This window comes from Achromobacter maghribensis, from assembly GCF_057334215.1.
Window position 1 is genome coordinate 8,222 of the sequence record NZ_JBHFII010000050.1, and the last position, 11,640, is coordinate 19,861.

The 11,640-nt window shown below is 66.2% G+C and carries 14 protein-coding genes; 6 read left to right on the top strand and 8 right to left on the bottom strand.

Annotation, left to right across the window (positions count from 1 at the left end; translation table 11 throughout):
- The 3 genes from ACE039_RS22660 to ACE039_RS22670 all read left to right on the top strand — a co-directional run.
- The coding region (locus tag ACE039_RS22660) for an ABC transporter permease (RefSeq protein WP_485823394.1) at window positions 1-586 on the top strand (586 nt) is incomplete at its 5' end.
- Window positions 583-2,301 carry an ABC transporter ATP-binding protein gene (locus ACE039_RS22665; protein ID WP_485823395.1) on the top strand — a complete coding sequence of 573 codons (1,719 nt, stop codon included), beginning with the start codon at window positions 583-585 and terminating at the stop codon, window positions 2,299-2,301. The genes ACE039_RS22660 and ACE039_RS22665, both read left to right, overlap by 4 nt.
- A 107-nt stretch (window positions 2,302-2,408) precedes the next feature.
- Entirely contained in the window at window positions 2,409-2,846 is a 438-nt protein-coding gene (locus ACE039_RS22670; protein ID WP_313462026.1) for a universal stress protein, read from the top strand.
- A gap of 12 nt (window positions 2,847-2,858) precedes the next feature.
- Here the strand turns inward: ACE039_RS22670 and ACE039_RS22675 are convergent, their stop codons facing one another.
- The 4 genes from ACE039_RS22675 to ACE039_RS22690 all read right to left on the bottom strand — a co-directional run bounded on the left by ACE039_RS22675 (window position 2,859) and on the right by ACE039_RS22690 (window position 7,549).
- A complete protein-coding gene (locus tag ACE039_RS22675) occupies window positions 2,859-3,869 on the bottom strand; it encodes a 2Fe-2S iron-sulfur cluster-binding protein (RefSeq protein ID WP_485823396.1) in 1,011 nt (336 codons plus the stop codon).
- 12 nt (window positions 3,870-3,881) lie between these two features.
- Window positions 3,882-4,361 (bottom strand): GlcG/HbpS family heme-binding protein, encoded by a 480-nt coding sequence (locus ACE039_RS22680; RefSeq protein WP_105559548.1) that lies wholly within the window; start codon window positions 4,359-4,361, stop codon window positions 3,882-3,884.
- Between the two features lie 28 nt (window positions 4,362-4,389).
- A complete protein-coding gene (locus ACE039_RS22685; RefSeq protein ID WP_369868837.1) occupies window positions 4,390-5,823 on the bottom strand; it encodes an aldehyde dehydrogenase family protein in 1,434 nt (477 codons plus the stop codon).
- A 193-nt stretch (window positions 5,824-6,016) separates the two neighbouring features.
- Entirely contained in the window at window positions 6,017-7,549 is a 1,533-nt protein-coding gene (locus ACE039_RS22690) for a hypothetical protein (RefSeq protein WP_485823397.1), read from the bottom strand.
- A gap of 226 nt (window positions 7,550-7,775) precedes the next feature.
- Between ACE039_RS22690 and ACE039_RS22695 the strand changes: the two genes are divergently transcribed.
- Together ACE039_RS22695 and ACE039_RS22700 are read left to right on the top strand one after the other, a co-directional pair.
- The gene (locus tag ACE039_RS22695) at window positions 7,776-8,519 is read left to right on the top strand and encodes a sulfite exporter TauE/SafE family protein (protein ID WP_105559545.1); all 744 of its coding nucleotides are present in this window, start codon (window positions 7,776-7,778) and stop codon (window positions 8,517-8,519) included.
- Window positions 8,520-8,598: 79 nt separating this feature from the next.
- Window positions 8,599-9,312 (top strand): GntR family transcriptional regulator, encoded by a 714-nt coding sequence (locus ACE039_RS22700; protein ID WP_105559619.1) that lies wholly within the window; start codon window positions 8,599-8,601, stop codon window positions 9,310-9,312.
- Between the two features lie 34 nt (window positions 9,313-9,346).
- Here ACE039_RS22700 and ACE039_RS22705 read toward each other — a convergent pair whose 3' ends face one another.
- The 4 genes from ACE039_RS22705 to ACE039_RS22720 all read right to left on the bottom strand — a co-directional run bounded on the left by ACE039_RS22705 (window position 9,347) and on the right by ACE039_RS22720 (window position 11,128).
- Window positions 9,347-9,697 carry a 2Fe-2S iron-sulfur cluster-binding protein gene (locus ACE039_RS22705; RefSeq protein WP_105559544.1) on the bottom strand — a complete coding sequence of 117 codons (351 nt, stop codon included), beginning with the start codon at window positions 9,695-9,697 and terminating at the stop codon, window positions 9,347-9,349.
- Window positions 9,694-10,020, bottom strand: a complete 327-nt coding sequence (locus ACE039_RS22710; RefSeq protein ID WP_485823398.1) for a ferredoxin — start codon at window positions 10,018-10,020, stop codon at window positions 9,694-9,696. Before ACE039_RS22710 ends, ACE039_RS22705 begins: the two co-directional genes overlap by 4 nt.
- Before the next feature lie 5 nt (window positions 10,021-10,025).
- Window positions 10,026-10,325, bottom strand: coding sequence for a 2Fe-2S iron-sulfur cluster-binding protein (locus ACE039_RS22715; RefSeq protein WP_105559542.1), 300 nt, complete (start codon window positions 10,323-10,325; stop codon window positions 10,026-10,028).
- A 71-nt stretch (window positions 10,326-10,396) separates the two neighbouring features.
- Window positions 10,397-11,128, bottom strand: a complete 732-nt coding sequence (locus ACE039_RS22720) for an iron-containing redox enzyme family protein (RefSeq protein WP_105559541.1) — start codon at window positions 11,126-11,128, stop codon at window positions 10,397-10,399.
- Window positions 11,129-11,376: 248 nt separating this feature from the next.
- Between ACE039_RS22720 and ACE039_RS22725 the strand changes: the two genes are divergently transcribed.
- Window positions 11,377-11,589, top strand: coding sequence for a hypothetical protein (locus tag ACE039_RS22725; protein WP_105559540.1), 213 nt, complete (start codon window positions 11,377-11,379; stop codon window positions 11,587-11,589).
- The last annotated feature ends 51 nt before the right edge of the window (window positions 11,590-11,640 follow it).

The window sequence follows — 11,640 nt, forward strand, 5'->3', positions numbered from 1 at the left end:
CCCCCCCACCGACGCCGTGCTGATGCGCATCACCGAACTTTTCCAGACCGTGCCGTCCTTCCTGCTGGCCATCGTGCTGGTCGCCATCCTGGGCCCGTCGCTGACCACCATCATCCTTGCGCTGGGCGTTACATCGTGGACCGGCATCGCGCGGCTGACGCGGGGCGAATTCATTTCACTGCGCGAACGGGAGTTCGTCCGCGCCGCGCAGACGCTGGGCGCCGGCCATGCGCGCATCATTTTCCTGGAGATCCTGCCCAATGCCTTGCCCCCCATCATCGTGACCACCGCCGTGCTGGTGGCCCAAGCCATTCTGTCGGAAGCCGGCCTGGCCTTCCTGGGGCTGGGCGACCCCAACGTGGTCAGCTGGGGCAGCATGGTCGGCGCGGGGCGCGAGGCATTGCGCACCGCCTGGTACATGACCGCCCTGCCCGGCCTGACGATCATGGCCACGGTACTGGCCCTGAACCTGCTTAGCGACGCCGTCAACGACGCGCTCAACCCCAAACTGCGCCGGCAGCGCGTTGCCGCCGCGCCGGCCGCCGCGCCCGCCGCCGTGCGCGATTCCGCCCCCAGGCCATCATGACTACGCTTTTCGACATCCAAGGGCTGAACGTCGCCTTCCCCGGCCACCAGGCCGTGCGCGGGCTGGACCTGCAATTGCGCGGCGGCGAAACGCTGGCGCTCGTTGGTGAATCCGGCTGCGGAAAATCCACGACCGCGCTCGCCTTGCTGGGCCTGCTGCCGCGGCAGGCCCGCGTGACCGGCCGCGTCCTGTTCGAAGGCCAGGACCTGCTGGCGTTGCCGGAGCGCCAGCGCTGCGCGCTGCGCGGCAACCGCATCGCCATGATTTTCCAGGAGCCGATGACCAGCCTGAACCCGGTGCTGACCCTGGGCGACCAGATCGGCGAAGCCCTGCGCCTGCATCGTGGCGCCAGCGCCCGTGCCGCCCGGGCGCGCGCCATCGAATTGCTGGACCTGGTGCGCGTGCCCGAGCCGCAGCGCCGCGTCGACGATTACCCCCATCTGCTGTCGGGCGGGCAGCGCCAGCGCGCCATGATCGCCGCCGCCATCGCCTGCCAGCCCGCCCTGCTGGTGGCCGACGAACCGACCACCGCGCTGGATGTCACCGTCCAGGCGCAAATCCTGCAATTGCTGGATGACCTGCGGTCGGAATTGAACATGGGGCTTCTGCTGATCACGCATGATCTGGCCGTGGTTGGGGAATGGGCCGACCGGGTCGCCGTCATGGTGCGCGGCGAAAAGGTGGAAGAAGGCCCCGCGGCGACCTTGCTGGGCCAGCCGCGCCACCCCTACACCCGCGGCCTGCTCGGGGCGTCGCTGCGCCTGGACGACGCAACGCACTACAGCAGGCTACGGCTGCCCGAAATTCGCACCCGGCTCGACCCGGCATCGGGGCGTGCGACGTTCGACCTGGTCACCCCTGCGCGCGTGGCCGTCCCCGACGGCGCCGCCGCCAACGCGCCTGCCCCCATCGGCGCGACGCCCTTGTTGCAGGTGCAGGACCTGCGCGTGCAATACCAGACCGCGCACGGCGCCACCCACGCCGTGGATGGCGTGTCGTTCCAGTTGGCCCTTGGAGAAACCCTTGGGCTGGTCGGCGAATCCGGCTGCGGAAAATCCACGCTGTCCCGCACGCTGGTGCGACTGCTTGCGCCGACATCCGGCCGGATCCTGCTGCGCGGCGAAGACACCGCGCGGCTGGACCGCGCCCGCCTGGCCACCTACCGCCAGAGCGTGCAGATGATTTTCCAGGACCCCTATGCGTCGCTGAACCCGCGCCATACCGTAAACGACATCCTGGAAGCCGCTCTGCGCATCCACCGCGTGAAGGACCGGCACGAACGCCGCCTGCGCATCGCCCGGATCCTGGACGCCGTGGGCCTGCCGCGCGAGGCGTTGGCGCGTTATCCCAGCGAATTCTCCGGCGGGCAGCGGCAACGCATCGGCATCGCCCGCGCGTTGGTGCTGCGCCCCGCGCTGGTCATCTGCGACGAGCCGGTCTCGGCGCTGGACGTCTCCGTCCAGGCGCAGATCCTGAATCTGCTGATAGACCTGAAGGCCGAATTCCAGCTGTCCTACCTGTTCATTTCGCACGATTTGTCGGTGGTTCACTATCTGGCCGATCGGGTGTTGGTGATGAACGCGGGCCGGATCGTCGAAGAAGGCCCCAACGCCACGCTGTGGCGCCACCCCCGCCACCCCTACACGCGCAGCCTGATCGACGCGCTGCCCCAAGGGCTTTCCCCAGGTGGCGAGGCGCTGCGCAGGACCGCCTGATCCGGCTCGGCGCGCCTCCTCCTTACGCAGGACTGGATTGCGGACAACGGCGGGCCTATACTGGTTTCGCCGTTGCTCGACATTCCTTTTCCTAAAGGAGAGGCAACATGTACAGGCACTTGCTCATCGCCGTGGATGGCTCCCTGCTATCTGAATCGGCTTTCAAGCGCGCGCTCGTTTTCGCCAAGGAAATGGGCGCCACCATCACCCTCATCCGCGCCATCCCGGAGGACCACCTGCTGGTCTATCAGGCCGAAATGCTGGGCACCACGCAAACCCATCACACCGACCAGGCGCGAAAGAACGCGCAAGGCTACCTGGACGGCCTGGAAATGGAAGCGCGCCATGCCCTGGTGCCATGCAACACCGTCGTGGTGGTCAACGACCACCCGCACGAGGCGATCGTCGAGGCCGGGAAGACCCAGGGTTGCGACCTGATCATCATGGGCTCGCACGGACGCCACGGCATGACCGGGTTCCTGCTGGGCAGCGAAACCCAGCGCGTGCTGGCCAAGACCCGCCTGCCCGTGCTGGTGTTCCGATAAGGGTCGGCTGCGTCAACCGGCAGTTGCCAGCGCGTGCTGGAACGTGAAACTGTCGGCGTATATGTGGTCCAGGCTGGCGCCGCGTCCGGCCAGCAGATGCTTGGCCTGCTGGATCATGGCGGGCGCGCCGCACAGGTAGAAGGCGTGGTCGGACAGGTCGTCGTGGTCTTGCAGGACGGCGTCCTGCACATGGCCGCGGCGGCCTTGCCAGCCCGGGCCCGCGCGCGACAGCACCGGCACGAAATTGAATTCGTACAGCCGGCCGGCCCAGCCGGCGATCTCGTCTTGCAGGTACAGGTCGGCCTCGGTGCGCATGCCCCAATACAGGCTGACGGGCGGGCAATCTTCCTTGTCCAGCAAGGACTCCAGAATGGCCTTGATGGGCGCGATGCCGGTGCCGGTCGCCATCATGATGAGCGGACGCCAGTCTTCCTCGTGATAGCTGAAGACGCCCAGTGGCGCTTCGATCTCCACGGCCGCGCCGGGTTGCGCCTGGCCCAGCCAATGATCGGTATAGCGGCCGCCCGGAATGCGCCGCACATGAAAATCCAGCTGCCCATCGGCCGCCGCCGACGCCATGGAAAAACTGCGCGTCTCACCCTCGGGCAGCAGCACGTTCATGTACTGCCCGGGCACGAAATCCAGTCCGCCATCGGGCAACGCCAGCGTCAAATGAACGATGTCGTCGGTATAGGCGTCGATGCGCTGCACGGTGGCCGACAGGCGGCGCGGCTCGGGAAACACCTGGCGGCTGCTGGCCACGCTGATGCAAAGATCGCTTTCCGGCCGCGCCTGGCAAGCCAGCGCGTAGCCTTCGGCCGCCTCTTCAGGCGTCAGCGCCATGGGAAATTCCTCATAGCGCACGGTGCCTTCGGCCAGCTTGATGCGGCACGTGCCGCAGCCGCCGAAGGTGCACTCATGCGGCAGCCTGACGTCCGCACGCCCGGCGGCCTCCAGCACCGATTCGCCGGCCTCCACGTCGAAGGCGGCGCCGGTTTCCAGGATGTGCACGCGGTATGCCATGGCCGGCCTCGCTTATTTCTTGATGTCGGCCTGCACCAGCACTTTCATGCCGCGCGGCTCCAGCAGTTCGGCCAGTGCCGCCAGCGCGGCCACGCCTGCCTGCGTGTCCTGTTCGCCGTTGCCGCCGCTAAGCCCGATGCCGCCGATCACCTCGTCGTTCACGACAATGGGAAAGCCGCCGACGAACACGGCGAATTTTCCGTCGAAGCTCCACTGGATGCCAAAGGCCTCGTTGCCGGGCAACGCCGGGCCGTTGGGCGGCGTGTTGAACAGATGCGTCGACCGCTTGTGCCCGGCCGCGGTGAACGCTTTGTTCCAGGCGATTTGCGGGCCGGTGATGCGGGCGCCGTCCATGCGTTCCAGGGCGATGGGGTAGCCGCCGTCGTCCACGATGCAAATGGATTCCAGCACGCCGATCGCTTCCGACTTGGCGATGGCGGCACGCACCATGACGCGCGCTTCTTCCAGTTCCAGGCGATAGATTTGTTTCATAGGGGTAGCCTTTTGGGTTGTCCGCGCCTTAGCCGGCGCGGTAGACGGTCTTGATCTGCGTATAGAACTCCAGGCCCACGCGCCCGGATTCGCGGAACGTGGATGTGCTGGAGTGCTTCAGCCCCCCGAAGGGCGCATTGATCAGGTTGCCGGTGGTGGTGCGGTTGATCTTCACCGTGCCGGCCTGGATGTCACGGGCGAAGCGGTGCGCGTAACGCGCATCCGTAGTGGCGATGGCGGCCGACAGGCCGTATTCGGTGTCGTTGGCCTTGGCGATGGCGTCGTCATAACCGTCGACCTCGATCAGCGCGATCACGGGGCCGAAGATTTCTTCACGCGCGATGCGCATCTGTTGCGTCACATCGGTGAACAGCGCGGGCGTGACGTAGTAGCCGCGGTCGTAGCCGGGGCCGGTCAGCGCCTCGCCGCCGCATACGTGCGTCGCCTCTTCCTTGCCCACCGCCACATAGCTCAATACGTTGTCCAGCTGCTTGCGCGTGGCCAGCGGGCCCAGGTCGAAGTTGCCGTCCAGCCCGTTGCCGATGGTCAGCGCCTTGATCCGCGCCACCAGCTTGTCGGTGAACGCCTGCCGCACCTTGGCGTCGACCAGCACGCGGCTGGTGCCCGTGCAGGCCTGGCCGCTAAGCGAAAAGCCGCCCTTAACCGCCAGGTCCACGGCGCGGTCCAGGTCGGCGTCGGCCAGCACGATCAGCGGATTCTTGCCGCCCAGCTCCATCTGCGTGCGGGTGGTCAGGCCTGCGCCCCGGTGGATCTGCTCGCCTGCGGCGGTCGAACCGGTGAAAGAAATCGCACGGACCGCCCGGGCGGTGGTGATGGCGGGGCCGACCGCGCTGGCGGGGCCGATCACCAGATTCAGCACCCCCGCGGGCAAGCCCGCCTGCACGAACGCCTCGGTCAACCGATAGCCCGACAACGGCGCGTCCGAAGACGGCTTGAACACCACGGTGTTGCCGGTGATCAGCGCCGGCGCGATCTTGCGGGCGGGAATCGAAATGGGGAAGTTCCAGGGCGAGATCACGGTGACCACGCCCAACGGTTCGCGCTGGCTGTAGACGACCATGTCGGGATCGTCATTGACGAAGGTCTCGCCCGTGAAGCTCTGCCCTTCCACCGCGTAGAAGCGGATCGTCTGCGCGGAACGCAGGACCTCGTCTTTCGCCAGGTTCAGGCTCTTGCCCTCTTCGCGGGTCAGTTCCCGCGCGAAGGCGTCCGCGTGGTCTTCCAGGTATTGGGCGGCGCGGAACAGGATGGCGGCCCGCTTCGAAATCGGCATGTCGCGCCAGGCGGCGAACGCGCCATCGGCCGCGTCGACCGCGCGTTGGGCGTCTTCGGCATCCGACACCGGAAACCGGCCCACGATGTCGGCCGTATCCGCCGGATTGAGGTTGGGGGCCGTGCGCCCGGCGGCGGCGGGCACCCAGGCGCCGCCGATGTGGTTCATGAATGACTGCTGCGAAAGATCGTCCACGGAAGCGCTTCCTTTACCTGTACGGAAATGGCCGGAAATCGGTCGTCTGGGGTGACTTATGAACATTGTATACTTTAATCCACAACCCATAATACGTGGAAACCCCAGCACTGGCCGTGAAAAAGGGCCCCGCAGGGCCCCTTCGCGCCACGTGCCGGGCCACGGATCAACGCCAGATCAGGACCGCGCAGACGGTGGAGACGGATAGCGCCAGCAGCACGGGCAGCAGCAGGGCGCGCACCAGCGACAGCACGTTCACCCGCGCAAACCCCGCCACGGCGATCAGCGACGACCACGCGATCAGGGTGCCGCCCCCCGTCCAGACCGCGCCCATCTGGCCCACCGCGGCCAAGGTCGCCGGGTCCACGCCCACCACCGGACCCAGCGCGCCAGAGAGCGTGCCCGTCAGCGGCAAGCCAGCGAATCCCGAGCCGTCGATGCCGGTGATCATGCCCACCAGCAGCACGCCGAACGCCACCAGGAAATGATTTTCTGGAATCAGGTGCTGACCGGCCGAGATCACCTCGAACAGCAGGCCCGGCGCCTGTGCCTGAGGCACGCCCAGGATCTGGGCGGCGGTCTCGTTCGCGCCCACGAAGAAGAACCCGGCGATCGGCAGCACGGACCCCATCGCCTTGAAGGCGAAGACGAAGCCGTCCGTCACGTGCTCGGGGCACACGTCCAGCATCTTGCGCGGGCCTTCGGCGGCCAGCGTCACCAGCATCATCACCACGAACGCCACGCCGCCGACCAGCGCCGCCGCGTCGCCCCCGCGCAGGGCGGGCACCGACGGGAACAGCCGCGGCACCACCATCACGGCGATCACGGCCAGGAATGCCAGCGGCGTCACCACCGCGAAGGTCTTGGACCAGTGCACGCGGCGGCGGGCCTCGCCGCTCAGCTCAGGGCCTCGCGGCAGGGACGGGTCGGCGCCCATCGTGCCGCGCGCCAGCTCGGCCTTGTCGAACGAGCCGGATTGTTCGATGCGCGCCAGGCTGCCGTCCTGCGCGCGGGCCTGCCAGGCGTCCAGCAATGCCGGGTTGGCGGGCACGATGTGCTTGCGGATCAGCAGATAGGCCGCCACCAGCGCCACGGCGCCGGTGATCAGCGACAGCACCAGCGCGCGGTCGGCCACCACCGCCGCGCTGACCGCCGCGCCGGCCGCCTTGGCGCTGATGCTGGGCGCCCCGCCAATCACATAATCCGACGACAGCGCCATGCCCTGGCCGGCAATGGCGATGGCCATGGCGCCGGCCAACGGCGGCAAACCCGCCGCGATCGCCGCGGGCAGCAGGATGGCGGACACCAGCGGGACCGCCGGCGTCGGCCAGAAAAACAGTGAAATCACATAGGTACAGAGGGCGATGATGATGAACGAGGAATGCCCCCCGCGCATCACCCGCCGGAACGGCTGCACCATGCGCACGTCCGCCTGCAAGGTCTTCAAGGCATTGAGCAAGGCCGTCATGAAGGTGATGACCAGGAAGATGTTGAACAGCTCTTTGGCGGCCACGAAGCTGGCCGAAAAGATGCCGATCAAGGCGCTGATGGGATTGCCCGTGATGGCCAGCACCACCAGGAACGTACCGATCACCGATGGCACCACCACGTTGGCCCGCAAGATCATCGTCAGGATGATCGCGGCAACGCTAAGCAGGTACATCCAATGAGCAGCGTTGAGCACGACGTCGGATTGCATGCGAATTCCCCTTGTGACGTGGCTGTTGGGTCGCCACATTCGGTATACTATATTTCGTTTTAAGCTATACCAATCGAAATATGTAGCGCCTAGGGAAACCGATAATTCTGAAAAACGGTTGAATTACGGCCGAATATCAAGGGTTTACCCGTGATATTTTCCATGGCGACAAATCCAGCGATTGTCATGAATTGACTATCGTATACACAGAAGGTCATCACCCCTCATGCTGTCTGCCCTGCCGTTTCCCGATGCCTGGCACTACGCCGCGATGGCGCTGGTGGTGTTCGGCGCCGCGGTGGCGCAAGGCGTGGGCGGCATCGGCTTCGCGATGTTCGCGGCCCCGGTGGCGGCGATGTTCTTTCCCCAACTGGCGCCCGGGCCGCTGTTGACGCTGGGGGGCTTTATCTCGCTCCTGACGGCGCTGCGCGAGCGCGCGTTCATCGACTGGTCCGCCGTGTCATACGCGCTGGCGGGACGCGTGGTGGGAACGCTGATTGCCATCTACGCCATGGCGAGCTTCGCGCCGCAGGCGTTGGGCGTGCTGTTCGCCTGCCTGATCCTGGCCGCCGTGGCCCTTAGCGTGGCGGGCCTGCGCTTCACCGCCACGCCGGGGCGCGTATCCGGCGCGGGCGTGGCCTCCGGCCTGATGGGGACGATGACCTCGGTCGGCGCGCCGCCCATCGCCATCGTGCTGCAGCACGCGGCGCCGCCGCGGCTGCGCGCGACCCTGGGCGTGGTGCTGTTCCTGGGGTCGATCTTCTCGCTTGCCATGCTGGCGCTGGCCAAGCGGTATACGGGTTACCACGCCGGGCTGGCGCTTAGCCTGGCGCCCTTCCTGCTGGCCGGTTTCGCGGTCTCCAACCGGTTGCGCGCCTTGCTGCCGCCGCAAGCCGTGCGCGGCGTGCTGCTGGCGGTGTGCGCGCTGGGCGCGGCAGGGGTGCTGGCCAAAGCCTTCTGGGGCGCCTGATGCTGCGCCTTCCGCAACGGCACGCGGCTACACCCGGTAATACAATGGAGACTGTATCCATTAATCCGACATGCTCGCCATGACCACTTCGCCCGTCAGCCCGCAAGCCGTAGAGACGCAGTCTTCCGCTCCGCTGAAGATCGGTGAGCAACACCCGCAGTTATTCGCCGTCATCCGCGACAAGCTGCGCGAACGCATCCTTAGCGGCGAATTCACGCCGGGCGACCGCCTGGTCGAAGGCCGGCTTTCCGAAGAAATGGGCGTGTCGCGCATTCCGGTGCGCGAAGCCCTGCGCGCGCTGGCGGCCGAGGGGCTCGTCACCATCGAACCGCGCCGCGGCGCGTCCGTGTCGGTGCTGTCGGACGCCGTGGCCTACGACATGGTGGAAGTGCGCGCCACGCTGGAAGGCCTGAACGCCAAACTGGCGGCGCAGCGGCGCGACGCGAAAACCGTCGAACGCCTGCAGGCCTTCCTGCGCGAAGGCACGGAAGCGGCGCGCGGCGAACAACTGGACAAGTTCCTGGCGCTGAATTCGCAGTTTCACGAAATGCTGGCCACCATCGGCGGCAACGTGGTGCTGACTGACCTGATGCGCTCGCTGCGCGACCGCACGGCGCTCCTGTTCGCGCCCAGCAACATGCACCGGGCCAAGGCGAACTGGGACGAGCATTCGCAGATTCTGAACGCGGTCATTGCCGGCAACGGCGATCTGGCGGCGCTGCTGGCCAGCCAGCACGTGCACAACGCGGCCAAGGCCTATACCGACACGCAGCAACACGGGTCGGCGGACTGACGCAGCGACGCGGGCGGCGCTGCCGTCCGCGCCTTCAGGTGGCGGCTTCGACCGGGTCGGACGCCGCGCCCACCACCACGCCCTTGCCGTTCTGCACCACCCACGACACTTTCACGTCGCCGTTCACGAACGTCTGGCAGGCCATGCGGTAGCCGGCCTGGAAGTCTTCGGGACGCAGGTGCTTGCGCTCTTTTGGCTTGACCGCGTCGGTGTTTTCAAGCCCTTCTTCAATGCGGCATTTGCAGGTACCGCACAGGCCGCCCCCGCATTTGAACGGGATACCGCCCTTTTCCTTCAGCGAGACGCGCAGCAGGTTGCTGTTTTCAGGCGCGGTCGCCACCTTGCCGCCGTTCGAAATAAAAGTAATCTGGACCATGTCGGTCAGTGCTCCGCCACCGCGGTACCGGCCCGCAGCGTCAATGTGGATTCCATGCTGCCAAAGCGCGTCAGGTGCGCCAGTTCCTTGCGGGCCGCCTCGACCGAGGCGAACGCCTCCAGGAACTTGGACGGCACCCGGTTCACCACATAAGGCGGCGTCTCTTCCGTCACGATGAGCCGCGTGTCGCCATGCACCCGCGCAATGCGAAAGACCGCCAGCGCACGGCCGTAGAACACGTAGTCGTAGGTCTCGATGATGTCGACGTCGTCGCCCACCTCGGTGCGGAACACGCCGGGTTTGGTCGTCAGAATCACGTATACCGCGCCCATGGCTGCTATGCCTCCATATCCTGAAGCAGCTCGACGTCGCTGCTGAGCCACAGCTGGCACGCCAGCCGATAACCCTGGTCGACGCGGTCGCCCAACTGTTTTTTCTCTTTCCAGTTAACGGGCGGCAGGTGCTCGGCGCCGGCCAGTACCCGGCACGCGCACTTGGCGCATTTGCCCATGCCGCACTCGTAGCGCAGGTGCGGATACGGAAACTGCTTGATGCCGGCCCGCACCACCAGATTGGTGTTGTCCTTCACCACATCGGTGTAGGTCTGGCCGCCTTTATGAAATACAACGGTAGGCATGGGTCTGTCGTCCAGGAGCTGCGGGCCGGCCGCGCCAGTCGCGGCGTGGCCGGATAGGGCGGGGCAACGCGTCAGGCCGCCAGGCCAAGCTCAGGCAGCTTGATCTCGTGCTGCACGTAGTCGGTATAAAGCGCCGTGGTGTACAGCAGCCGCATCTGCGCGCCGATCTCGCAGATCTTCAGGCAGCGTTGCTGCAGTTCGACCGTGTTGGCGTGTTCCAGCACGATCTGGTAGCCGCGTTCGCCGTGGATTTCGTCCGACACGATGTGCAGGTCGAAGAACTCCACCTCTTCATCGGTAAAGCCATACTTGTCGCGCAGCGTCGGTGTCTGCTTGCGATAGATGGACGGCACCTGCGATTCCAGCCCGACGACCAGGCCCGCCACCGCCACGATGGGGTCTTCGCGCATGGCCACGGCGTAACACCAGCTTTGCAGCGCGCGCGTGGTGGGCGACATGTTGTCGGGGTTGGTCACCCTTTCCCGGGTGGTGCCGCAGGCCTCGGCAAAGCGGATCAGCAGATCAGTGTGGCGGTCGCCGCCAATTTCCTCTTCATACATATTGGCCAGCAGGAAATCCTTGGCCTCGGTATAGGTGTCGGGCGTGCGGGCATACAGATAGCCCAGATAGTCCGCGAACGGACCGACGTAGTGATAGTGGTTCTCGGCCCACCGCGACAGGTGCTCGCGGCTGAGCTTGCCTTCGGCCCAGGCAATGGAAAAGGGCGACGCGTTGGCGCTCTTGCCCTTGATCGCGTTTTCCAACGCGGTACGGAATTCATCTCGGTTCATCAGTTCTGCCATGACGCGCTCCAGTCCAGTGGGGAGGGATTCCAGGCTGGTTTAGCCCGGGAATGATGAACATTGTATACCGTCTACCGTTTTGAGCGCCTAGGGCAATCCCGCAGACGCCAGCCATCACGCCGCGTAAATAGGGCCATACCCTTTCAGATCAAACACTTGACCTGCCGCAAAGCCAGGACGGGGCACGATGGACGCGACCGCCCGCCGCTAGTACAATGAATACACTTTCAATGCAATACGGAAATACCATGAATACGCCACACCCCCTGGGAGACGCCCCGATCGGCCAGCAGTTGCTGACGCACTACGCCCGCCGCGATGCGGTGCGCCACGCCACCCCGTTGTTCCCATCGTCGTGGGCCGAGCTGTTCGCCCCGTTCCGCAATGCGCGTCTGCAACCGCTGCGCGCAAGCGCCCCCGCGGTCCGTCACAACGACAACGAACCGGTCTGCCAAGCTTGATCCATCGGAAGACGCCGGGGCGGACGCCCCGGCCGCCACACCCCCCCGCGT

Bases quoted from the DNA above. Each gene is read 5' to 3' on its own strand.
- ACE039_RS22665 (WP_485823395.1), top strand. From the start codon at position 583: ATGACTACGCTTTTCGACATCCAAGGGCTGAACGTCGCCTTCCCCGGC.
- ACE039_RS22670 (WP_313462026.1), top strand. From the start codon at position 2,409: ATGTACAGGCACTTGCTCATCGCCGTGGATGGCTCCCTGCTATCTGAA.
- ACE039_RS22675 (WP_485823396.1), bottom strand. From the start codon at position 3,869: ATGGCATACCGCGTGCACATCCTGGAAACCGGCGCCGCCTTCGACGTG.
- ACE039_RS22680 (WP_105559548.1), bottom strand. From the start codon at position 4,361: ATGAAACAAATCTATCGCCTGGAACTGGAAGAAGCGCGCGTCATGGTG.
- ACE039_RS22685 (WP_369868837.1), bottom strand. From the start codon at position 5,823: ATGAACCACATCGGCGGCGCCTGGGTGCCCGCCGCCGCCGGGCGCACG.
- ACE039_RS22690 (WP_485823397.1), bottom strand. From the start codon at position 7,549: ATGCAATCCGACGTCGTGCTCAACGCTGCTCATTGGATGTACCTGCTT.
- ACE039_RS22695 (WP_105559545.1), top strand. From the start codon at position 7,776: ATGCTGTCTGCCCTGCCGTTTCCCGATGCCTGGCACTACGCCGCGATG.
- ACE039_RS22700 (WP_105559619.1), top strand. From the start codon at position 8,599: ATGACCACTTCGCCCGTCAGCCCGCAAGCCGTAGAGACGCAGTCTTCC.
- ACE039_RS22710 (WP_485823398.1), bottom strand. From the start codon at position 10,020: ATGGGCGCGGTATACGTGATTCTGACGACCAAACCCGGCGTGTTCCGC.
- ACE039_RS22715 (WP_105559542.1), bottom strand. From the start codon at position 10,325: ATGCCTACCGTTGTATTTCATAAAGGCGGCCAGACCTACACCGATGTG.
- ACE039_RS22720 (WP_105559541.1), bottom strand. From the start codon at position 11,128: ATGGCAGAACTGATGAACCGAGATGAATTCCGTACCGCGTTGGAAAAC.
- ACE039_RS22725 (WP_105559540.1), top strand. From the start codon at position 11,377: ATGAATACGCCACACCCCCTGGGAGACGCCCCGATCGGCCAGCAGTTG.